18 protein-coding genes are annotated in these 20197 nt (G+C 61.9%); 13 read left to right on the forward strand and 5 right to left on the reverse strand.

Going from position 1 to position 20197, the window contains the following annotated elements:
- The first annotated feature begins 59 nt into the window (after positions 1 to 59).
- The 9 genes from BBJ66_RS30285 (at position 60) to BBJ66_RS30325 (ending at position 9599) form a co-directional block, all read left to right on the forward strand.
- A complete protein-coding gene (locus BBJ66_RS30285) occupies positions 60 to 1001 on the forward strand; it encodes a D-ribose ABC transporter substrate-binding protein (RefSeq protein WP_012555680.1) in 942 nt (313 codons plus the stop codon).
- A gap of 73 nt (positions 1002 to 1074) precedes the next feature.
- Positions 1075 to 1719 carry a DUF2291 family protein gene (locus tag BBJ66_RS30290; RefSeq protein WP_049731472.1) on the forward strand — a complete coding sequence of 215 codons (645 nt, stop codon included), beginning with the start codon at positions 1075 to 1077 and terminating at the stop codon, positions 1717 to 1719.
- The gene (locus BBJ66_RS30295) at positions 1716 to 3266 is read left to right on the forward strand and encodes a sugar ABC transporter ATP-binding protein (protein ID WP_071092749.1); all 1551 of its coding nucleotides are present in this window, start codon (positions 1716 to 1718) and stop codon (positions 3264 to 3266) included. Before BBJ66_RS30290 ends, BBJ66_RS30295 begins: the two co-directional genes overlap by 4 nt.
- Complete coding sequence (locus tag BBJ66_RS30300) at positions 3263 to 4327, forward strand: ABC transporter permease (RefSeq protein ID WP_049731474.1); 1065 nt, start codon at positions 3263 to 3265, stop codon at positions 4325 to 4327. Before BBJ66_RS30295 ends, BBJ66_RS30300 begins: the two co-directional genes overlap by 4 nt.
- Before the next feature lies 1 nt (position 4328).
- A complete protein-coding gene (locus tag BBJ66_RS30305) occupies positions 4329 to 5363 on the forward strand; it encodes a Gfo/Idh/MocA family protein (RefSeq protein ID WP_071092751.1) in 1035 nt (344 codons plus the stop codon).
- Entirely contained in the window at positions 5360 to 7231 is a 1872-nt protein-coding gene (apnL, locus tag BBJ66_RS30310) for a D-apionate lactonase (protein ID WP_071092754.1), read from the forward strand. The genes BBJ66_RS30305 and apnL overlap by 4 nt, the downstream gene beginning before the upstream one ends.
- 139 nt (positions 7232 to 7370) lie before the next feature.
- The gene (locus tag BBJ66_RS30315; RefSeq protein WP_071092756.1) at positions 7371 to 8375 is read left to right on the forward strand and encodes a dihydroxyacetone kinase subunit DhaK; all 1005 of its coding nucleotides are present in this window, start codon (positions 7371 to 7373) and stop codon (positions 8373 to 8375) included.
- 3 nt (positions 8376 to 8378) lie between these two features.
- A complete protein-coding gene (gene dhaL, locus BBJ66_RS30320) occupies positions 8379 to 9026 on the forward strand; it encodes a dihydroxyacetone kinase subunit DhaL (RefSeq protein WP_071092758.1) in 648 nt (215 codons plus the stop codon).
- Between the two features lie 63 nt (positions 9027 to 9089).
- Positions 9090 to 9599, forward strand: a complete 510-nt coding sequence (locus BBJ66_RS30325; RefSeq protein ID WP_071092760.1) for a GNAT family N-acetyltransferase — start codon at positions 9090 to 9092, stop codon at positions 9597 to 9599.
- A 56-nt stretch (positions 9600 to 9655) separates the two neighbouring features.
- Here the strand turns inward: BBJ66_RS30325 and BBJ66_RS30330 are convergent, their stop codons facing one another.
- On the reverse strand, positions 9656 to 11098 hold the full coding sequence (locus BBJ66_RS30330) for an RtcB family protein (RefSeq protein ID WP_071092763.1): 1443 nt from the start codon (positions 11096 to 11098) through the stop codon (positions 9656 to 9658).
- Positions 11099 to 11456: 358 nt separating this feature from the next.
- Here BBJ66_RS30330 and BBJ66_RS30335 point away from each other — a divergent pair, with 358 nt between their 5' ends.
- Complete coding sequence (locus BBJ66_RS30335; RefSeq protein WP_071092765.1) at positions 11457 to 12353, forward strand: protein-L-isoaspartate O-methyltransferase family protein; 897 nt, start codon at positions 11457 to 11459, stop codon at positions 12351 to 12353.
- Positions 12354 to 12743: 390 nt separating this feature from the next.
- Here BBJ66_RS30335 and BBJ66_RS33890 read toward each other — a convergent pair.
- Positions 12744 to 13507 (reverse strand): IS5 family transposase gene (locus BBJ66_RS33890; protein WP_116429683.1). Its coding sequence is split into 2 segments (ribosomal slippage): positions 12744 to 13192 and positions 13192 to 13507, totalling 765 coding nucleotides; the frame shifts between segments, so codons are not numbered across the junction.
- A 74-nt stretch (positions 13508 to 13581) separates the two neighbouring features.
- Positions 13582 to 13893 (reverse strand): immunity 53 family protein, encoded by a 312-nt coding sequence (locus BBJ66_RS30350; RefSeq protein ID WP_071092769.1) that lies wholly within the window; start codon positions 13891 to 13893, stop codon positions 13582 to 13584.
- Positions 13894 to 14649: 756 nt separating this feature from the next.
- Between BBJ66_RS30350 and BBJ66_RS33895 the strand changes: the two genes are divergently transcribed.
- From BBJ66_RS33895 to BBJ66_RS30365, 3 genes are all read left to right on the forward strand, one after another.
- A complete protein-coding gene (locus BBJ66_RS33895) occupies positions 14650 to 15015 on the forward strand; it encodes a hypothetical protein (RefSeq protein ID WP_082336757.1) in 366 nt (121 codons plus the stop codon).
- Positions 15016 to 16120: 1105 nt separating this feature from the next.
- Positions 16121 to 17200, forward strand: a complete 1080-nt coding sequence (locus BBJ66_RS30360) for a YihY/virulence factor BrkB family protein (protein ID WP_071092773.1) — start codon at positions 16121 to 16123, stop codon at positions 17198 to 17200.
- Between the two features lie 87 nt (positions 17201 to 17287).
- Positions 17288 to 18571 (forward strand): cystathionine gamma-synthase family protein, encoded by a 1284-nt coding sequence (locus tag BBJ66_RS30365; RefSeq protein WP_049730827.1) that lies wholly within the window; start codon positions 17288 to 17290, stop codon positions 18569 to 18571.
- 47 nt (positions 18572 to 18618) lie between these two features.
- Here the strand turns inward: BBJ66_RS30365 and BBJ66_RS30370 are convergent, their stop codons facing one another.
- Complete coding sequence (locus BBJ66_RS30370) at positions 18619 to 19032, reverse strand: cupin domain-containing protein (RefSeq protein WP_071092775.1); 414 nt, start codon at positions 19030 to 19032, stop codon at positions 18619 to 18621.
- Between the two features lie 63 nt (positions 19033 to 19095).
- Positions 19096 to 19860, reverse strand: a complete 765-nt coding sequence (locus BBJ66_RS30375; RefSeq protein ID WP_071092777.1) for an SDR family oxidoreductase — start codon at positions 19858 to 19860, stop codon at positions 19096 to 19098.
- Positions 19861 to 20197 lie beyond the last annotated feature (337 nt).

The following is a 20197-nucleotide window of genomic DNA, read 5'->3' on the forward strand; positions in this document are numbered from 1 at the left end:
TCCGGGGACGGGGCACCGCTCCGGGGAGACGGGGCGTCATTCACAACAGGGAGGAAAAAATGAAACTGACACGCAGACTGACACTTGCAGCCTTTGCCAGCGCGCTCGCGCTCGGAACGGCGATGCCGGCCTTTGCGGCCGACCTCATCGCCATCATCACGCCGGCGCATGACAATCCCTTCTTCAAGGCCGAGGCCGTCGGCGCCGAAGCCAAGGCGAAGGAACTCGGCTACGAGACCCTCGTCATGACCCATGACGACGACGCCAACAAGCAGTCGGAAATGATCGATACGGCAATCGGGCGCGGCGCCAAGGCGATCATCCTCGACAATGCCGGCGCGGACGCTTCCGTCGCCGCCGTCAAGAAGGCCAAGGACGCCGGCATCCCCTCCTTCCTGATCGACCGCGAAATCAACGCGACCGGCGTTGCCGTCGCCCAGATCGTCTCGAACAACTATCAGGGCGCGCAGCTCGGGGCGCAGGAATTCGTCAAGCTGATGGGCGAGAAGGGCAATTACGTCGAGCTGGTGGGCAAGGAGTCCGACACCAATGCCGGCATCCGTTCGCAGGGCTATCACGACGTCATCGACGACTATCCCGAGCTGAAGTCGGTCGCCAAGCAGTCTGCCAACTGGAGCCAGACGGAAGCCTATTCGAAGATGGAAACCATCCTCCAGGCCAATCCCGATATCAAGGGCGTCATTTCAGGCAACGACACCATGGCCATGGGTGCGATCGCGGCCCTGCAGGCCGCCGGCCGCAAGGACGTGATCGTCGTCGGCTTCGACGGCTCCAACGACGTGCGCGACTCGATCAAGTCGGGCGGCATCAAGGCGACGGTTCTGCAGCCCGCCTATGCGCAGGCCCAGTTGGCGGTGGAACAGGCCGACGCCTACATCAAGAACAAGACGACGCCGAAGGAAGAGAAGCAGTTGATGGATTGCGTTCTCATCAACGCCGACAATTCCGGCAAGCTCGAGACCTTCGCCCTGACGAATTGATCAGCACCAATTGCGGAGGGTGCAGCGTTGCGCCCTCCGCAATGCATTTTGCAAGACGTCGAGGTTCACCCGCATGTTGAGAATGAAGGGGGCATTGCTGGCTGCCGTCGTGGCGGCGGCCCTGCCCGGTTGCAAAATCATCAAGACGCCGACTGCGGAGGAGAAGGCGGCGGCTGCGGCCAAGACCGCTTTCGATCCGAATGCCAAGGTCGAGGCGATCTGGCAGCCAGACGTCGTGCCCTATTTCGAAAAGCGTGCCGGCGAGCTGAAGGACGTCATGCAGCTCGTTGCCACGAGCCCCGATGCCGCGGGCGAAAAATACGGCAATCCGCGCAAGCAGAGCAGCTCGCCCTGGACCTATGCGGTGAAGATTACCGGCACCGTCGTTACCGCCGATACGGCTTCGCGCGCGGCAACGCTCGATGTTGACGCCGATGGCGACGGCAAGGCCGATGCGAAGGTGCAGATCGGCCCGGCGCTGCGCGGCACCGCGCTGCGCGACACGCTGGAATTCGTCAACTTCAACGAATTCAAGAACCAGATCGAATGGGCGCAGTTCGGCAAGGCGTTCAACGAGAAGGCCAATACTGCTTTTCTCTCCGCCGTTCCGCGCGATGGTCTTACCGGCAAGACGGTGACGGTGATCGGCGCCTTTCCGCTGCCGAGAAGCGGCGAGCTTCCGCTCGTGACACCTTCGGAACTCAAGGTGGGCTCATGACGGTGGCAGAGGCACGAGAGGACGATATCATCCTGCGTCTCGACGATGTGTCGAAGGTCTATTCCGGCATCGTCGCCGTCAAGCGCGCCAATCTGGAGCTGCGCCGCGGCGCGGTGAACGTTCTGGTCGGCGAAAACGGCGCCGGCAAATCGACGCTGATGAAGATTATCGCCGGCGTCGAGCGCCCGACGCTCGGCCGCATCACCCTGGAAGGCAAGCCGGTCTCCTTCGACAGCCCGGCCGACGCGCAGGCGAACGGCATCGGCATGATCTTCCAGGAACTCAATCTCTTCGCCAACATGTCGGTGGCCGAAAACATCTTCGCAAGGCGCGAAATCACCCGCGGCCTGCTCGGCATCGATCACAAGGCACAGGTCGAGAAGGCCAATGAATTTCTGCGGCGTCTCGATGCGGGCATCGAGGCGGATACGATGGTCGAGGATCTGCCGATCGGCCAGCAGCAACTCGTCGAGATCGCCAAAGCAATGTCGCTCAACGCCCGCATCCTGATCATGGACGAGCCGACCTCGGCGCTGTCGGCGGCCGAAGTCGAGATCCTGTTCAAGGTGATCGCCGAGCTGAAGGCGCAGGGGGTGGCGATCGTCTATATCTCGCATCGGCTGGAAGAGCTGATGCGGATCGGCGACTACATCACGGTACTGCGCGACGGCCAGATCACCGGTCATGCCATGGTCCGCGACATCGACACGCGGTGGATCGTGCGCTCGATGATCGGCTCGGATGCCAAGGATTTCGCCAAGTCGGTCACCCATTCCGTCGGCGGCGAGGTGTTCCGCGCCGAAAACATCAGCCTTCCCAGGCCGACCGGCGGGCTGGCGGTCAATGATGTCTCCCTGTCGGTCAAGGCGGGCGAGATCCTCGGCATCTACGGCTTGATGGGCGCCGGACGCAGCGAGTTTTTCGAATGCGTGATCGGGCGCCATACGCATTCGACCGGAAAAATCTTCATCGACGGCAAGGAGGTGCGCGCCCGCGACACCCCGCGGCGCATCCGCCGCGGCCTTGCGCTCATTCCGGAAGACCGGCAGCGCGAGGGGTTGGTGCAGGTGCTCTCCATCGCCTCCAACCTGACGCTGGCCAGCCTTTCCCGTTTCACCCGGCTTTTCCATATCGACAGCGGTGCGGAAAAGAACGCCATTCAGGAAGCGATCCGCGATCTCTCGATCAAGGCGCCGAACCCGGATTTCGAGGTCACCTCGATGTCCGGCGGCAACCAGCAGAAAGTCGTCATCGGTAAGGCGCTGATGACCAATCCAAAGGTCTTGCTGATGGACGAGCCGAGCCGCGGGATCGATGTCGGCGCCAAGGCCGATGTCTTCCGCACCATGCGCCGGCTGGCGGCAAACGGGCTCGCCATTCTGTTTTCGACCTCCGACCTCGAAGAAGTCATGGCGCTATCTGATCGCATCGCGGTCTTGAGCAACGGCCAGCTGGTCGCCGTCTTCGAAAGAAGCGAGGCGACCGAAGAGGCCATCATCGCGGCCTCGGCCAAGGGACACGGACATCAAGGGAAACTCGCGTCATGATGGCGGCTACGTCTACCACTCTTGCGCCGAAAGGCGCCAACGGCTCGGCGCTTCTGACGCTGATGAAGCTCCGGACCTTCATCGCTCTTTTCGCCGTCATCATCTTCTTTGCGATCTTCGCGCCGAACTTCACCTCGACGGCGAACATGATCCTGATGTCGAAACATGTGGCGCTGAACGCCTTCCTGGCGATGGGCATGACCTTCGTCATCATCACCGGCGGCATCGATCTCTCGGTCGGTTCGATCGTCGGGCTGTGCGGCATGGTTGCCGGCGGCCTGATCCTCTACGGCATCGAACTGCCGATCGGCTACACCATCTATTTCAACCTCTTCGAGATCGTGCTGATCACGCTGTCGATCGGCCTTGTCATCGGCCTGATCAACGGCCTGTTGATCACAAAGCTCAACGTCGCGCCGTTCATCGCCACCCTCGGTACGCTCTATGTCGCCCGCGGCCTGGCGCTGCTGTCCTCGGACGGTCAGACTTTTCCGAACCTCGTCGGCCGGCCGGAATATGCCACGACCGGCTTCGATTTCTTCGGCGCCGGACGCATTCTCGGCCTGCCGGTGTCGATCTGGATCCTGATCGTGCTGGCGCTCGCGGCCGCCTATGTCGCGCGCTCGACGCCGATCGGCCGCCATATCTTCGCCGTCGGCGGCAATGAGCGGGCAGCGCGCATGTCAGGTATCCGTGTCGATCTCGTGAAAATCTTCGTCTACATGTTCTCCGGCCTTTGCGCGGCAATCGTCGGCGTCGTCATCTCCTCGGAACTGATGGCCGCCCATCCGGCGACAGGCGAAAGTTTCGAACTCAATGCGATCGCCGCAGCCGTTCTCGGCGGCACCTCGATGTCGGGCGGGCGCGGCACGATCGGCGGCACGATCATCGGCGCCTTCGTCATCGGCATTCTCTCCGACGGGCTGGTGATGATGGGCGTCTCCTCCTTCTGGCAGATGGTCATCAAGGGCCTCGTCATCATCATCGCGGTGGTCGTCGACCAGGCGCAGCGCCGCCTGCAGCAGCGCGTCACGCTCATGCAGATGGCAAAGGCAGGTTGACATGACCGAATTGAAAGGCGCGTTGATCGGCTGCGGCTTCTTTGCGATCAACCAGATGCATGCCTGGAACGATGTCGAAGGTGCTGAGATCGTCGCGATCTGCGACCGCGATCCGGAGCGGCTTGACATCATCGGCGACCAGTTCGGTATCGAGCGCCGCTACAGCGATGCCGAGGCCTTGTTTGCCGATGGCGGCTTCGATTTCGTCGACATCGCCACCACCGTTCAGAGCCACCGCGCGCTGGTGGAAATGGCCGCTGGAAATGGGGTGCTAGCCATCTGCCAGAAGCCCTTCGCCAAGACGCTGGCGGATGCCAAGGCGATGGTCGCGGCCTGCCGCAATGCCGGCGTGGCGCTGATGGTGCACGAGAATTTCCGCTGGCAGACGCCGATCCAGGCGGTGCGCAAGGCGCTCGACGCCGGCGCCATCGGCACGCCCTTCTGGGGCCGCTTCTCCTTCCGCTCGGGCTACGACGTCTTTTCCGGCCAGCCCTATCTCGCCGAAGGCGAACGCTTCATCATCGAAGACCTGGGCATCCATACGCTGGATATCGCCCGCTATATCCTCGGCGACGTCAGCGCGCTCACGGCCCGCACCAGGCGGGTCAATCCCAAAATCAAAGGCGAGGACGTGGCGACCATTCTGCTCGATCATGAAAGCGGCGCCACCTCGGTCGTCGACGTCAGCTACGCCACCAAGCTTTCCAAAGAGCCGTTCCCCGAGACCCTGATTGAGCTTGACGGCACCGACGGCACGATCCGCCTGAGCCAGGGTTATGGCCTCGAGATCACCAACGCCAACGGCACGACCACGACGGATGTCTCGCCGAAGCTGCTGTCCTGGGCCTCGCGGCCCTGGCACAATATCCAGGAGAGCGTCTATGCGATCCAGCAGCATTGGGTCGACCAGCTCAAGCGCGGCACTGAGCATTCGACGTCAGGGGCCGACAATTTGAAAACCTTCGCCCTTGTCGAGGCGGCCTATGACAGCGCTGCCCAGGGACAGACGATCGATGTCGGGGCGATGCTGCGATGACGGCCGACGCGTTCCAGCTCTACGGCACCCGGGCAGTGGAAACGCCGGCGGTTCGCCTGACGGCTGGAGAGCTGACGGCCGATCTCGCCGAGGGCAATCTGCGCACGATCCGCTACGGGGGGATCGAGGTGCTGCGGGCGATTTCCTACCTCGTCCGCGACCGGGATTGGGGCACATACAGCCCCGAGATCGGTGATCTCAGGATCGAGCAGGGCGACGACCGTTTCGAAGTCGCCTACCGGGCGTGTTGCGAGGGCTCCGGCGGAACGAGCCTCGTCATCGATGTCCGCATCACAGGATATCAGGACCGGCTCGATTTCGAGGCCGAAGCCGTTTCGGAAACCGGCTTCGAGACCAATCGCTGCGGCTTCTGCATCCTGCATCCGATCGTCGGTGTGGCCGGTTCAGCGGCAAGGGTCGAACACGTCGATGGCCGGATCGTCGAGACACGCTTTCCCGATGTCATCGAGCCGTGGCAGCCGTTCAAGGATATGCGCGCCATTTCTCATGAGGTCGTGGCGGATGTTGCGGCGGAATGCCGGATGGAAGGCGACACCTTCGAAATGGAGGACCAGCGGAACTGGTCTGATGCCTCTTACAAGACCTATGTCAGGCCGCTCGCTCTGCCCTGGCCCTACCGGATTCCCGCCAATCAACCGGTCCGGCAGAAGACGTCGCTGATTATCAGGGACACCAGCCGCTCTGCAGCAATCCCAGCTGCGAAGTCGAGCGAAGTCATAAGGCTCGAACTCGGAACACGGACCGGCACCATGCCCGATATCGGCGTGGTCGTGACGCCGGAGGAGGCCGATGCGACGCTCGCGGCCGGATCTCTCCTGTCGGATATCGCGCCTCGGGAACTGCTCTTCCATTTCGATCCCGATGCCGGGCACGGCCCCGAAGCGTTGAATAATTTCGCCGCGATCGCGGCCGTCCATCGCGGCTGCTCGACGCTGGAGATCGTGCTTGCCTGCAAGTCGTCGCCGGCAAGCGAGGCGGCCGAGATTGCCCGCCAGATGCAGCGCGCGGACTTCCGGCCGGATGCGATCCTGATCTCGCCCTCCGTCGATCGGCAATCGACGCCGCCCGGCAGCAAATGGCCAGACTGCCCTCCCCTCGAAGAGATCTATGCTGCGGCCCGCACCGCCTTCCCCGGCATGCGCATCGGCGGCGGCATGCTGAGCTATTTCACCGAACTCAACCGCAAGCGCGTGCCGGCAGGCGAGATCGACTTCGTCAGCCATTGCACCAATCCGATCGTGCATGCGGCTGACGATCTCAGCGTCATGCAGACATTGGAAGCGCTGCCCTCCATCACGCGCTCCGTCCGCGCGATCTACGGCGACAAGCCCTATCGCATCGGCCCGTCGACGATCCCGATGCGGCAGAACCCTTATGGCAGCCGCACGATGGACAATCCTGCGGGTGGACGTATTGCGATGGCCAACCGCGACCCGCGGCATAACGGGCTTTTCGCCGAGGCCTTTGCGCTCGGCTATGCGATCCGGGTGCTGGAGGCCGGTCTCGAATGCCTGACGCTTTCGGCGCTGACCGGTCCTTTCGGCCTGATCGCCGGGCCCGGTGAGCCGGTCGAGCAAGGCGGGCGGCGGCCGCTCTTCAACACGGTGCGGACCTTGTCGGCGCTCGCGGGTACGCCCTGGCAGGAGTGCGTCTCGTCCTCGCCGTCGGAAGTGCTGTCTTTCCTGGCGCGGGATGCCGATGGCGCCAAGCTCTACGTGGTCAATCTCACGGGCGAAGAACGAAGGGTCGGCGGCGCATTGGTCGAAGAGCTGCGTCTCGCGCCCTTCGCGACGGCCGCCTTGCCGCTAGAACAGGATGATTTTAGGCCCGGTTGGCCTAAAATCTGAATCCTGTTCTAAATTAAAGAGTTAGAGCATGATGTCGTCCGAAAACCGCTCACACTTTTCGGCATTATGCTCTAGTGGATTGACCTCCGGCCCGCCCGCCGCATCTATTCAGTCGGAGCTCGTTCTGGGGAGGATCGGCGTGAAGACGAAGAAGCTTATCAATGCGGGGGCGGATGCCGTCGATGAGATGCTGCAAGGGGTTCTCGCGGCGCATCCCGAGCACCTCTATGCCGTGGACGGCGTGCCGCGCGCCATCATTGCCAGAAACGGGCCGCGCAAGGGCAAGGTCGGGCTGGTGATCGGCGGCGGCTCCGGGCACGAGCCGACCTTCCTCGGCTATGTCGGCAAGGGCCTCGCTGATGCCGCCGCGATCGGCAATGTCTTCGCCTCGCCGCCGCCCGATCCGATCATGGCCTGCGCCATGGCCGTCGACGGCGGCGTCGGCGTGCTCTTCATGTACGGCAATTATGCCGGCGACGTCATGAACTTCGACATGGCCGCGGAAATGCTGGCGCTCGACGACATCGCGGTGCGCACCGTGCTCACCACCGACGATGTCGCCTCCGCCCCAGCCGATCAGAAGGACAGGCGGCGCGGCGTGGCCGGCAATGTCTTCATCTTCAAGGCCGCCGGTGCGGCCTGCGATCTTCTCTATTCCTTCGACGAGGTCGAGCGCGCCGCCCGCCACGCTAATGCGCGCACCTATACGATGGGCGTGGCGCTTTCGCCCTGCTCGCTGCCCCAGACCTTGAAGCCGAACTTCCAGATCGGCGAGGAGGAGATGGAGATCGGCATGGGCATCCATGGCGAGCCCGGCGTGGCGCGCGGGCCGCTTGGAACGGCCGATGCGGTGACCGACGAACTGATGGACAATCTTCTCAGGGAGATGAAAGCCGAGCGGGGTGATCGTGTCGCCGTGCTCGTCAACTCGCTCGGCTCCACGCCGATGATGGAGCTCTACATCATGATGCGGCGCGTCAAGGCGCGGCTCGATGAAGCGGGGCTCGTCATCCACACATCGCTCGTCGGCAATTACTGCACCTCGCTCGAAATGGCAGGCGCCTCCATCACGCTCATGCATCTCGACGACGAGCTTCAGCGGCTGATCGACCATCCCTGCGACTGCGCCATGTTCAGGAGGTGACCGATGGTGATCGCGACGAAGGATCTGCAGCGCCTCTTTGCCCTGATCGCCGAGGATATCTCGGCGCAGCGCGGCCATCTCTGCGAGCTGGATGGCGCGATCGGCGATGGCGATCATGGCCTTGCCATGGATGCCGGCTGTGAGGCGGCGGCCAAAGCGGTCGCAGCACTCGACCCCGCGCAGGCGGCGCCGACGGCCGCCTTCAACACGGCGGCAAAGGCATTCCTGAATGCGGTCGGCGCATCCTCGGGCCCGCTTTACGCGACGGCCTTCATGCGCGCCGGAGCCGCCGTCAAGGACAGGCCGGAACTCGGCGATGAGGAGTTTGTGCGCGCCTTCGCGGCGATGGCGCAAGGCATTCAGGAGCGCGGCAAGGCCGAGCCCGGCGAAAAGACCATGGTCGATGCCTGGAGGCCCGCGGCCGATGCGGCGCTCGAAGCCTGGGCATCGGGAGCCTCCCTTCCCGAATGTTTCGATCTGGCCGAGCGGGCGGCGCGCGAGGGCTGCGAAGCAACCAAGGATATGACGGCGGCCAAGGGGCGGGCGTCGCGGTTGGGCGATCGGGTGATCGGCCATATCGACCCCGGCGCGGCATCGGCCGCGATCGTCATCGCTTCCATAACCAATTTCGTTCGAGGCGCGGATGGCTAGCTCAGACTTGTCATCTCAAAATATCGCCGATAGGTTGTCGGCTCGCGACGAGGTAGCCAAGACATGCATATCCGAAAGGCCGTCTCCTCTGACGCGGGGGAACTGAGCGCTCTGCTGAACGAGATCATCCGCGCCGGTGGAACGACAGCGCTCGAGACCCCGCTTTCGGCTGCCGAGTTTGCCGACTGGTTCATCGATGGCGAATTTCCGCTTGCCTGCCATGTGGCCGAGCACAATCGGTCGCTGGTCGGCTTTCAATCGCTAAGCTTATACGGAGATCTGCCGAAAGGCGTCGCCGACATCGCGACCTTTGCTCGTATGAAGCCGAAGACCGCAGGCGTCGGCAGCGCGCTTTTCCCCGCGACGCTGGCGGCAGCGGAAGAGTTTAAGCTCGAATTCATCAATGCGACCATCCGCGCCGACAATGTCAGCGGCCTTGGCTATTACGCGAAGATGGGCTTTGAGACCTATGACAGGGTGGTCCAGGTTCCGCTTCAGGACGGGACGCCCGTCGACAGGATCAAGAAGCGTTTCAGCGTAAACGCCATGAAGCGTGCGATGCCGCACGTCTGAATGGTCGAGGGCGGCCTGCTCTTAAGGCTGCACGTCTCTGGTCATTGCCGCGTGTATCATCCCTTCACCGTGATGAGTGGCTTGATCCTCGCAACCTTTGTTATCATCTCCGCTTCGACCATTGGTGCCACAACGCTGTCGATTGGCTTGTATGCCGCCGGCGCCTCTTCCTTGAGCCGCGCCTGGATTTCGGCCGCAATATCCTGCCGGCCCCGCAAAGCCGGGCTTCGAGGGTCGACGGGACCGACTACACGCAGTTCACTGCCGATATTCGTTTTCGAGCGCGCTTCCTGCCTCGATAGCTTGCGCCCCGCTCCATGAGCAGCCGACTCCAGAAATTCGCTCGAGCCGCATCCAGCAAGTAGCCACGTGCCATCGCCCATGGAGCCGGGAAGGATGACCGGTTCGCCGAGCCATTCATATGGACTGGAGGCCATGACACCAACACCCCTGGCTGGGCACGCACCCTTTCTGTGGCGTGCGATATTTCCGTCTTGCCAAACAGTGTTGTGTGGGGCGTCATAGACGAGACGATGGTCGACTTCTCGTCCCAAAGCGCGCGCTACGGCCTCCACCGCAGCCAGCCCGATAAAGAAGCGGTTGGCGAAGGCGGCATTCACAGCATTCGCATGACCATCCAAGTATCTTCTGTAGAGGTGCGGCTGCATTTCCATAGAGAGCACCCGCCAGTCCTCGCCAGATCTGGAAGCAATTCTCGCTCTCTCTTTTGTTGCCGTGCCTACTCGCTGTCCAAAGTCGAGAGAGCCGGAGTGGACGACCAGGACGACTGAGCCGGACTTCAGTCCGGCAGCTCGGGCAAATGCGCCATCTGCTACATGATCGACGTAACCGAGTTCCGCGAAGTGGTTCCCACCACCGACCGTGCCGAGGATAGCATCGCGGCGGTGCTCGTCATCGACCTGCGCATAGTCTGCGAAGTCTGGATCGATGTCCTCACATGAGAAAACGCCGTTGTCCGAATGCCGTTCGAGATCGACCCACGCCCGCGAAAGATCGAGTTTGGAGAGCAAGCCAGTACTCGTCCGTTGTAGGTTATCAAGGAGCCCAGGTAGACCCTCGCGTAGAATTGCGTGACGGTCCAAACCCGTTAGGGCGATATCACGCCCGCCCTGAAAGAAGAGATGGCGAAGATGATGGTCGAGAAGCGGTGTCGATAGTTGATCTGCCGTAACGTTTTCGAGAACAACCATGCGCATCCCGCATCCGATGTCAGAGCCGATCATGTGCGGGAGAACCGCACCTTCTAGATCAGCGACGACGCCGACGGGGACGGGTTTACCGGGATGAAAGTCGGGGGTCGTGACGACAGCACGAAGCGATGCCCTCTTTTGAGCCAACGCCTCCGGCGATGGCAGAGCGCTCGCAAGGTCCGCAAGTGAATGTAAAAAACTCTGCTCCGGTTCGTCGTGTGCAACGACCGACCTGATGACATGCCCAGCAATGTTGCTGGTGCGGCAGATGAATGATGGCGCGTTCATGTGGTTCTCCGTGTGTGCCTAGGTTCAGCAGCCGCGGCAATACGGAGTGTCGGCGCATATGGCATGGCTTGATGAAAAGCTCAATCCCTTTTCAAAGTGGGCGCCAGAGGGACGTCGCGGATGGCCGACATATCACGCCATCCAATGCGTCTGGCTAAGCTGCGATGGATCGAATCTTGTACGAGGAAGAGTAAGCCACTGACGTAACAATGTAGTTTTCTGCAAAGGAAGAAAAGTGGCGATTAACTTCCGTCATGAATGCCGCGCTACTAAGAGTGCTATCGACTGGCGATAATGATAGATCTTAACACGCGAGACGTAAAACGGAACAGATCGAAGCCACCTCCGGAGATCAGCCATGCCGACTGCGATGTTCACGGCCGACGAACTTGCGGTGGTCCGCCGCGCTTACGCCCGACAGGTGGCGGCAACCGCCGGAACGACGAACCCGCGGATCGAGGCCGCCTTTGCCGTCGTGCCTCGTGAGAAATTCCTCGGCGCGCCGCCATGGCAAATCGCCAATCTGGGTGGGGGATATCGCCCGCTGCTTTCCGCCGATTTGGTGTTGGCTTATCAGGATGTGCTGTTCGCCTTGCAGCCCGACAAGGGCGTCAACAATGGTAGCCCGTCGCTGCATGCCCGGCTGCTGGCGGAGCTGGACGTTCAAATCGGTGATCGCATCGCCCATATCGGCGCGGGCACCGGCTACTACAGTGCTGTTCTTTCGGAGCTGGTGGGCGCCACCGGTCATGTCTATGCCATCGAGATGGATCCCAATCTGGCCGGCCACGCTCGGTCAGCGCTTGCCGATCGGGCCAATGTCAGCGTCATCATCGCCGACGGCAATCATTGGCCGCGGCAAGAGATGGACGCGATCTACGTGAACTTCGCCGTCGGGCGTCCCGCAGAGCCCTGGATCGAAAGTCTGCGGCCGGGAGGGCGCTTGGTGTTGCCGCTCGGCGCACCGCGCCAGGGCCGACCGTCGACGAATGGCGGTCGTCATGCCTACCACGGCGCCGCGCTTCGTATCGAGCGCGGTGCGCGTGGGTTTGCGGCGCGTTGGATCGGCACGGCCTATTTCGTCTGCGCCGATGGTGGATTGACGATCGATGAGGCCGAGATCGAGGCGCTGACGGTCGCCTTCAAACGCGGCGGCATCGAGTTCGTCAAGAGCCTGCTCTGGAAGACGGACCCGCGGATAGGACGCTGCTGGTATATCGGCGATCAATGGGCGCTCTGTTACGACGAGCCCTGAAACACTTATTCAGGTAGTGGAAAGATTGGGAGAGGTTGCCCGTCCGGCGATGGCAGCGGCTCGCCGACAAACGACAGCCCGGCGCGGGAGAGGGCGCCGGGCTTCGATAGGGACCGACAGCCTGGGAGGAGGAATGCTGTCCGTCGAACCGAAGCGGCTCGGAGGGGTGAGCGCTTCGGTTCACCAGCAGGTAGTGTCGCGATGCGGCAGATTCAAGCTTGGCGGTTTGGATCATGAGAGGTGACGCGCTGGAGGAAGGACGAAATGGGCGCAGGTCCGAGGAAGGTATGCGGATTCTGCTTGCCGTTGTCCGCGGACAACTTGCATCGCGCCGCTCTGGAGTGGGTGCCTGTTGTCCGCGGACAACCCATTCGGAACTAGGCCGTAGACTCATAACGATCTGATCCGGATTCTTACTGCTGCCAATTTGACAGCGGCGAGGAAGTTCATTGGGGCTTTGTCGTAACGGGTGGCGATGCCTCTGAACTGTTTGAGTTTACTGAAGAAACGCTCAACGAGATTGCGCTGTCGGTAAACCCATTGGCTGAAAGGGAAGCTTCCCTTCCGATTGCTCTTGGTAGGGATATTGGCCCATGCCTGCCGTTGCTTTGCAAATGCTCGTATAGCGTTGGTATCGTAGGCCTTGTCCGCCAGCAGGATCGCCCCCTTGGAAATTGTCTTTAACAATGGTTCTGCCATGCGGCCGTCATGGGCCTGGCCGGCCGTGAGCGCGAGACGGATCGGTCGGCCATCTGCATCGACAACAGCGTGGATTTTGGTGGTCAAGCCGCCACGGGAGCGTCCCATGCAGCCATCGCCTTGATCCCCCTTTTTCCCGTCGCCGCATGCTGATGAACACGGACACAGGAGCTGTCGATCATGACGATATCGCCATCGAAAGCCTTGGAAATCTCGCCCAGAACATAATCCCAGACCCCCGCCTTGCGCCATCGCACGAACCGGTTGTGGCAGGTGGTATACGGACCATATCGATCCGGAACGTCTGCCCAGGGCGAGCCTGTCCGGAACCGCCACAAGATGCCGTTTATCACCCGGCGGTCGTCAACGCGGGGCACGCCGCGCGACTTATTCGGCAACAAGGGTTGAATAACTGTCCACTCGAAATCGGTGAGATCAAACCGGCGACGGATCATGAGAGGCCTCCAAATCCACGGCCTCAGTGAATCAAAGACGTACCCGTATGTGAACCCCGTTTCTGAGTGTGCGGCTAGTCCGGTAGGGATGGCGAGACGATCATTGCCCAGTCTCGAAATGCCTCAAGAACGGATCGAAGGTGAAGAGGACCGCCAACGCCGTGAAACACGTTATTCTCCGTCCAGCATGTCCACCAGTCGGCTTCGTGCCCGTAATTGTGCGTGATCCGTTCGAGTGTCCGACCATCACAGTCTGTCCCGGCGAGATCGATCTTCAACGACCAACCAGGATTGTCTACCGTGCTGATCGACGGACCGAAGCCGTGTTCCCAGTCCTCGTCACACTGCGCTTCGTACCAGCGCGAAAACCAGTCTAAAACATCCATTTGACAACGCTACCTGAACAGCATCCTTCTGAGAAGAAGCGACCACGGACTGTCAGCTTAGAATCCCAAGTTTATGAGTTTACGACCTAATTGCGGATACTCGCCGCCCGCCCTTTGCAGAGCTGATCCCAGCTCGTCCTTAGGGCGGCGATGCAGAAAGCCAAGGCCTGCGCCTAAGGGTGCGGCATCCTTCAGCGCCCTCATCCTGAGGCGCGCAGGCCGAAGGCCGGAGCCTCGAAGGACGCGCCGCAACGTTGCTTCTTGCGTTCATTCGGCGTCGGGGGTTGGCGCACCCGCCTCGCCCTTCGAGGCCCCTGCGCGGCGCCTCAGGATGAGGCTCTCTTGGATGTCGGTGTGGGTTCTTCAGTGCCCGTTGTCGCGTCGCCGAATGCCCGCGCCCCATATCGAGGGCGCGGCATCCTCCAACGTCCTCATCTTGATGCGCGCGGGTCGGAGGCCGAGTGTCGAAGGGCGCGCTCCAGCGTTGCTCCTTGCATTCATCTGAGTGCCGCGGACAACGGACGTCGCGGGCAATCGTTCAGGTGTGCGATGTCGCATGTCGTTGCGCCAACAAATCTCGTTGGCCGCAGGATGACCTTATACCTTGATGGTGAACTGTTTGACGGTTAGGGTATGAGCCTGGAAGCCTATCCGAACCTGCTGCCGGGTTGAAGGGCATGTGAGGTTTCTCGACGACCGTGTTCCTCAAGGTCGAAGTGTAATCGGCAGACTTCGACCAGAGCACTGGATCGTCCCATGTTGAACCCATCCATCAGGTTCTCGCCTTCCAACGTCGTCACTTTAAAGCAAGCTTTGCGGGGCCAATATCCTCATATCAAATCGTCGCATTTCGATGAGGCAATCGCCGCGTCGTTCGGCTTCAACTCATATGCCGCCATGCGTCCGGCGTTGTATCAGCTCAGTGCTTACGCCCGGCTGATCGTTGTTACCGACCATTTGCTGCTTCTGCTCCGCCTGGAGGAACTTGGTTATCGCAATGTTGCTCCGGAGTCGTTGCGTCGCCTCATGTGGAATATAAACTTCCCCGATGATCGATATGACAACGATATCGGACAGATTGTCCGGGCGCGCAGGAGGCCCGCGGCCGCCAATGCCGGGTAGCTCATTGGCTGCATGCTGAAGCTGGAACGGCTCTGCCGTGAAAACTAGCGAGGTGGCCGGCGTGCCCGCCTCGTCCTTCGAGGCCCCTGCGGGGCGCCTCGGGATGAGGCTCTCGTGGATGCCGGTGCGGGTTTTTCTGCGCCCGTCGCTGAGGCACACCGAATGCCGGCGCCTCTTATTGAGGGTGCGGCATCCTCCAGCAGCCCTCATCCTGAGGCGCGCAGGCCGAAGGCCGAAGCCTCGAAGGACGCGCTCCGGCGCTGCTTCTAGTATTCATTCGGCGACGGCGCACCCGCATCGCCCTTCGAAGCGCCCGGCGAGACGCCTGCCCCACCCCGTCATTCCTGTTCTCGGGGCAAGCCAGAGGAAGGGATGAGGGAGTTTGGATCGGGCCTTTCGCCCATGCCCCAAGTCGTCGAACGCGGCCTCCTCCAATGCCCCTCATGCTGAGGCGCGCAGGCCGCAGGCCGGAGCCTCGAAGGACGCGCTCTGGCGCTGCTTCTTGCATTCCTTCGACGCCGGCGCACCCGCCTCGCCCTTCGAGGCCCCTGCGGGGGCGCCTCAGGATGAGGCTTGTTGAGGGGCTGTGGCATTCTCCAAGCGGCCGACATCTTCAGGTGCGCAGCCCGAGAACCTGAGGCTTGAAGGACGCGGCGGGCGATGTTTGCCGGGGACAACGTGGGGCGACTATTGCCGGTCGTGTTCGACGGCGCTATTGATGAGGTAGGCATGGTGGCGCGCTGGATGTCCCGCGTTCGGGTCGATGGCGGCAGGTTGAATTCGGGTCCGGCTTGCGCTTTCCCAGCCGCGTAAGAGCCCGAATTTGCCGCTTTGGAGCAGCGAATTTGCCAAGCCGGCGATCGCCTCCAGATGTAGGCTAGGCAGCAGTGATGAAACCAAAGCCCGATTTCGTTTCCGTATAAAGAAAAGTATTCAATAAAATCAGTTGAATAGGGCCCGGCAATTTGGGGCGTGTTCCTGTCTCTGCAGCCCTTGTGGCCGCGGCGTCCCCTCCCCTGCGCTCCGAATCTCCGCAGGAAAGCAACGGCTTGCATCCTTTTGCGGCACCCGGCGTTATCCACGCAGCAAATCGGAGGATAGGGTAATGGCAGATGTGCTCCCGCTCAAGAGACTGTCCATCGCCGCTGCGATGATGGCAGCAGCGATCGGGGCATTTGTGTTGGTGCAGGCGAAGCAGGGCGGTGGGGTGGTCCCGCCGGCGGAGCCGGGCCGCCCGGTTGACGATCATGGCCGCAGCGCTGCCACGCCCGAGGCTATTCCGCTCAGCGGCCTTCGCGATGTGTTCTGGCGGGTTTACCACGAAGTCCTGAACGACCGGGTCACACTCATTGCCGCGGGTGTGACCTTTTATCTGCTGCTGGCGCTGTTTCCCGCCATGGCCGCTTTGGTCTCGCTCTATGGACTGGTTGCCGATCCGGTCACCATATCCGAGCATCTTGGCGAATTGGCCGGTCTATTGCCGCCGGGCGCCTTCGACCTTATTGCCGATCAGATCAAGGAACTGGTCAGCAAGCGCGACAGCGCGCTTGGCATCACCTTCTTCGTCGGTCTCGGCATTGCGCTGTGGAGCACGCATAGCGGCACGCTGGCGATTTTCGATGCGATGAATGTCGCCTATGAGGAGAATGAAAAGCGCGGTCTTATTCGGTTGAACCTCGTCGGCCTCTGCTTCACATTGAGCGCGATGGTTCTGATGGTGGTGATGGTTGTACTCGTCGGGGTTATGCCCGTCGTGCTCTCCTATCTCTGGCTCGATCAGTTCAAGGAGCATATCGCCCTTCTGCTGCGGTGGCCGCTGCTGCTGCTGGTCGTCGCTGTGGCGGTCACATCAGTCTACCGCTTCGGGCCTAGCCGGGAGCCTGCCAAACTGCGGTGGATGACGTGGGGCGCGGGCCTGACGACCGTCGTCTGGGCCGCCATGTCACTGGTCTTCTCCTTCTATCTCGATCATTTCGCCAATTACAACGCGACCTACGGCACGCTCGGCGCGCTGATCGGCTTCCTGGTCTGGATCTGGCTGTCCGTTGTCATTCTGGTCATCGGCGCGGAACTCAACGCCGAACTGGAACATCAGACCGCGAGGGACACGACGACGGGCATGCCGCTGCCGATGGGTGCGCGCGGCGCCTATGTTGCGGACACTTTGGGCGAGACCGTGAGCTAACCGTTAAGGAGCGGCATCGATCATTTGCTGCTCCCATGCAGTTTTGATGTAGTTTGTTCTTGGGCAATCCCGACAGAGGAGACGATCATGACGGCCCCGCATCCTTCCAAAACGCATATCGGCAATCATGCACTGCATCCCGAAACGCAGATGCTGAATTATGGCTACGATCCCGAACTCTCGGAAGGGGCGGTCAAGCCGCCGGTATTCCTCACCTCCACCTTCGTCTTCAATTCGGCCGAGGATGGCCGCGATTTCTTCGACTACGTCTCGGGCCGCCGCGAACCGCCGGCAGGCAAAGGGGCCGGCCTCGTCTATTCGCGCTTCAACCATCCCAACAGCGAGATCGTCGAAGACAGGCTCGCCGTCTATGAGCGGACGGAAAGCGGCGCGCTGTTTTCTTCAGGCATGTCGGCGATCGCCACGACCTTGTTCGCCTTCGTCCGACCGGGCGATGCGATCCTGCATTCGCAGCCGCTTTATGGCGGCACGGAAACCCTGCTGGCAAAGACCTTCCTCAATTTCGGCGTCGCCGCGGTCGGCTTTGCCGACGGCGTCAGCGAGGGATCGGTGCAGAAGGCGGCTGAGGAGGCGATGGCCAAGGGCCGCGTTTCCGTCATCCTGATCGAAACGCCGGCCAATCCGACCAACAGCCTGGTCGATGTCGCGATGATCCGGCGCGTGGCCGACGCGATCGGCGCAAAGCAGGGGCATGTGCCGATCATCGTCTGCGACAACACCCTGCTCGGCCCGGTTTTCCAGCGGCCGATCGAACACGGCGCCGATATCTCGCTCTATTCGCTGACCAAATATGTCGGCGGCCATTCCGATCTGATCGCCGGCGCCGTTCTCGGGCGCAAGGCTGTGATCAAGCAGGTCAAGGCGCTGCGCGGGGCGATCGGCACCCAGCTCGATCCGCATTCCTGCTGGATGCTCGGCCGCTCGCTGGAAACGCTGCAGCTGCGCATGGAGCGGGCAAACAGCAATGCGCGGGCGGTCGCCGATTTCCTGCGCGATCACCCGAAGGTCGAGAAAGTTCACTACCTGCCCTATCACGATCCGGATTCGCCGGCCGGCCGGACCTTCGCCGCGCAATGCACCGGCGCCGGCTCCACATTCTCCTTCGACATTCGCGGCGGCCAGCCGGCCTCCTTCAAGTTCCTGAACGCGCTGCAGGTGTTCAAGTTGGCGGTCAGCCTCGGCGGCACGGAATCGCTGGCGAGCCACCCGGCGACCATGACGCATTCCGGCGTGCCCGCCGATGTCCGCCAGCGCATCGGCGTGCTGGAATCTACGATCCGTCTGTCGATCGGCATCGAGCATCCGGACGATCTGATCGCCGACCTGGAGATGGCGCTGCAATCTGCCTGACTGAGAGCAAGGAACGATGCCCGGCGGCGCCGGGCATCGAGGGCAACTTACTTGTCGTCGGTCGTCAGTTCCGTCTCGTCCGAGTTCACCACGAAGACCGCAAGCAGTTTCGCCGGCGCGGTCTTGCTGCCGTTGGCGCTGACACTGTGGTGATCGCCGGGGAATTCGGGAAAGCTTTCGCCGGCCTTGTAAATCTTCACCGGGCCGTCATTGACCTGGCTCTTGATCGAGCCTTCCAGAACGGTGGCATAGATGAAGGCGGATTTCGGGTGGGTGTGGCCCGGCGATGTGCCGCCGGGCTTATATTCGACGAGCACGGCCTTGATGCTCTTGCCGGGAACGTTGGGAAGCTCGTGGTCGTAGACGAGGGTTACCTTCGCCTTGTCGCCCGCGGCATGCGCTGCGGTGCCGGCGACAATGGCAACGGCAAATGCCGCTGCCGAGATCATTTTTCCTAACATGTCTGGTCTCCTTGCGTTGATGGAAACGGTTGCAGCGAGGGCCGCGAAGGGCGGCCCCTGCCGTCAGGCGCTCTTCTTCTGCGGTGGCTGCCGGCTGAGCCAATCGTCGAAGCGAATGCGGCCGAGCCGCGCCTTGGTTCCCGTGACCAGGGAGTCATCCTCGAGCTCGACGCCGAAATAACGGGCGTGCGGATCTGAAATCACCTGGCGCGGATCGTTCGTCGCTTTCAGGAGGCGCGTCACAATGTCGGTGAGGCGGATTTTCTCCGGCCCGCCGATCTCGATCGTGCCGTTGACGGGGGCTGCGAGCGCCACCTCGGCCATGACGTCGGCGACATCGTCCGAAGCGATCGGCTGCACATAGGCCGGCGACAGATGCACGGTCTGGCCTGATGTGCCCGACTGGGCGATGCCGGCCATGAATTCGTGAAACTGGGTGGAATGGACGATGGTATAGGGAATGCCGGAAACCTTGATCAGCTCTTCCTGGGCCATCTTGGCGCGCATATAGCCGCTGCCTTGCAGCCGCTCCATGCCGACGATCGACAGCGCGATGTGATGCTTTACGCCGGCGGCGGCTGCTGCCTTGAGCAGATTGCGGCCGGAGGTCTGGAAGAATTCCATGACCGCCTTGTCCTCGAAGGAGGGCGAGTTGGCGAGGTCGAGCACCACCTCGGCGCCTGCGAGCGCTTCGGCCAGCCCCTTGCCGGTAATCGTGTCGACGCCCGAATTCGGCGACGCCGCCAGCACCTCGTGCCCCTTGCTGCGCAATCTTTCCACGGTCTTCGAGCCGATCAGCCCGGTGCCGCCGATAATGACGATCTTCATGGGTGGTCTCCTTGTCCTTTACGAGGATTTCCTCTGTTGACGTGAGCTGGCTGCCGCAATCGCCGCCTCGGCGAGGCAGGCGATTTCATCGGTATGGGGACGCCACGCGAAATTTCCGGCGCGGCCGGCCGCAGCCGATGGACAGGAGAATGCACCGGATCGCGAGCCCTAACCATTCTCCCTCGGTCGCTGTCGTCCTATGCCAAGGCAGTAGGACGGCTCGCCCTGCGACCGGCCATTTGGCCGAAATGGAGGAAATTTACCTCAACCGGCATCACACTTTCGGAGCAATAGGCAGAATGATCAAAGGTTGGAACGTCAACGAGCCGGGCGAAGA

The organism is Rhizobium sp. RSm-3 (assembly GCF_001854685.1).
Taxonomy (GTDB): domain Bacteria; phylum Pseudomonadota; class Alphaproteobacteria; order Rhizobiales; family Rhizobiaceae; genus Rhizobium; species Rhizobium ecuadorense.

Excerpts from the sequence above, each read along its gene's own strand:
- BBJ66_RS30365 (WP_049730827.1), top strand. The coding sequence starts at position 17,288 with ATGACGGCCCCGCATCCTTCCAAAACGCATATCGGCAATCATGCACTG.
- dhaL (WP_071092758.1), top strand. The coding sequence starts at position 8,379 with ATGGTGATCGCGACGAAGGATCTGCAGCGCCTCTTTGCCCTGATCGCC.
- BBJ66_RS33895 (WP_082336757.1), top strand. The coding sequence starts at position 14,650 with ATGTTGAACCCATCCATCAGGTTCTCGCCTTCCAACGTCGTCACTTTA.
- BBJ66_RS30295 (WP_071092749.1), top strand. The coding sequence starts at position 1,716 with ATGACGGTGGCAGAGGCACGAGAGGACGATATCATCCTGCGTCTCGAC.
- BBJ66_RS30335 (WP_071092765.1), top strand. The coding sequence starts at position 11,457 with ATGCCGACTGCGATGTTCACGGCCGACGAACTTGCGGTGGTCCGCCGC.
- BBJ66_RS30330 (WP_071092763.1), bottom strand. The coding sequence starts at position 11,098 with ATGAACGCGCCATCATTCATCTGCCGCACCAGCAACATTGCTGGGCAT.
- BBJ66_RS30360 (WP_071092773.1), top strand. The coding sequence starts at position 16,121 with ATGGCAGATGTGCTCCCGCTCAAGAGACTGTCCATCGCCGCTGCGATG.
- BBJ66_RS30285 (WP_012555680.1), top strand. The coding sequence starts at position 60 with ATGAAACTGACACGCAGACTGACACTTGCAGCCTTTGCCAGCGCGCTC.
- apnL (WP_071092754.1), top strand. The coding sequence starts at position 5,360 with ATGACGGCCGACGCGTTCCAGCTCTACGGCACCCGGGCAGTGGAAACG.
- BBJ66_RS30300 (WP_049731474.1), top strand. The coding sequence starts at position 3,263 with ATGATGGCGGCTACGTCTACCACTCTTGCGCCGAAAGGCGCCAACGGC.
- BBJ66_RS30290 (WP_049731472.1), top strand. The coding sequence starts at position 1,075 with ATGTTGAGAATGAAGGGGGCATTGCTGGCTGCCGTCGTGGCGGCGGCC.
- BBJ66_RS30305 (WP_071092751.1), top strand. The coding sequence starts at position 4,329 with ATGACCGAATTGAAAGGCGCGTTGATCGGCTGCGGCTTCTTTGCGATC.
- BBJ66_RS30350 (WP_071092769.1), bottom strand. The coding sequence starts at position 13,893 with ATGGATGTTTTAGACTGGTTTTCGCGCTGGTACGAAGCGCAGTGTGAC.
- BBJ66_RS30370 (WP_071092775.1), bottom strand. The coding sequence starts at position 19,032 with ATGTTAGGAAAAATGATCTCGGCAGCGGCATTTGCCGTTGCCATTGTC.
- BBJ66_RS30375 (WP_071092777.1), bottom strand. The coding sequence starts at position 19,860 with ATGAAGATCGTCATTATCGGCGGCACCGGGCTGATCGGCTCGAAGACC.
- BBJ66_RS30325 (WP_071092760.1), top strand. The coding sequence starts at position 9,090 with ATGCATATCCGAAAGGCCGTCTCCTCTGACGCGGGGGAACTGAGCGCT.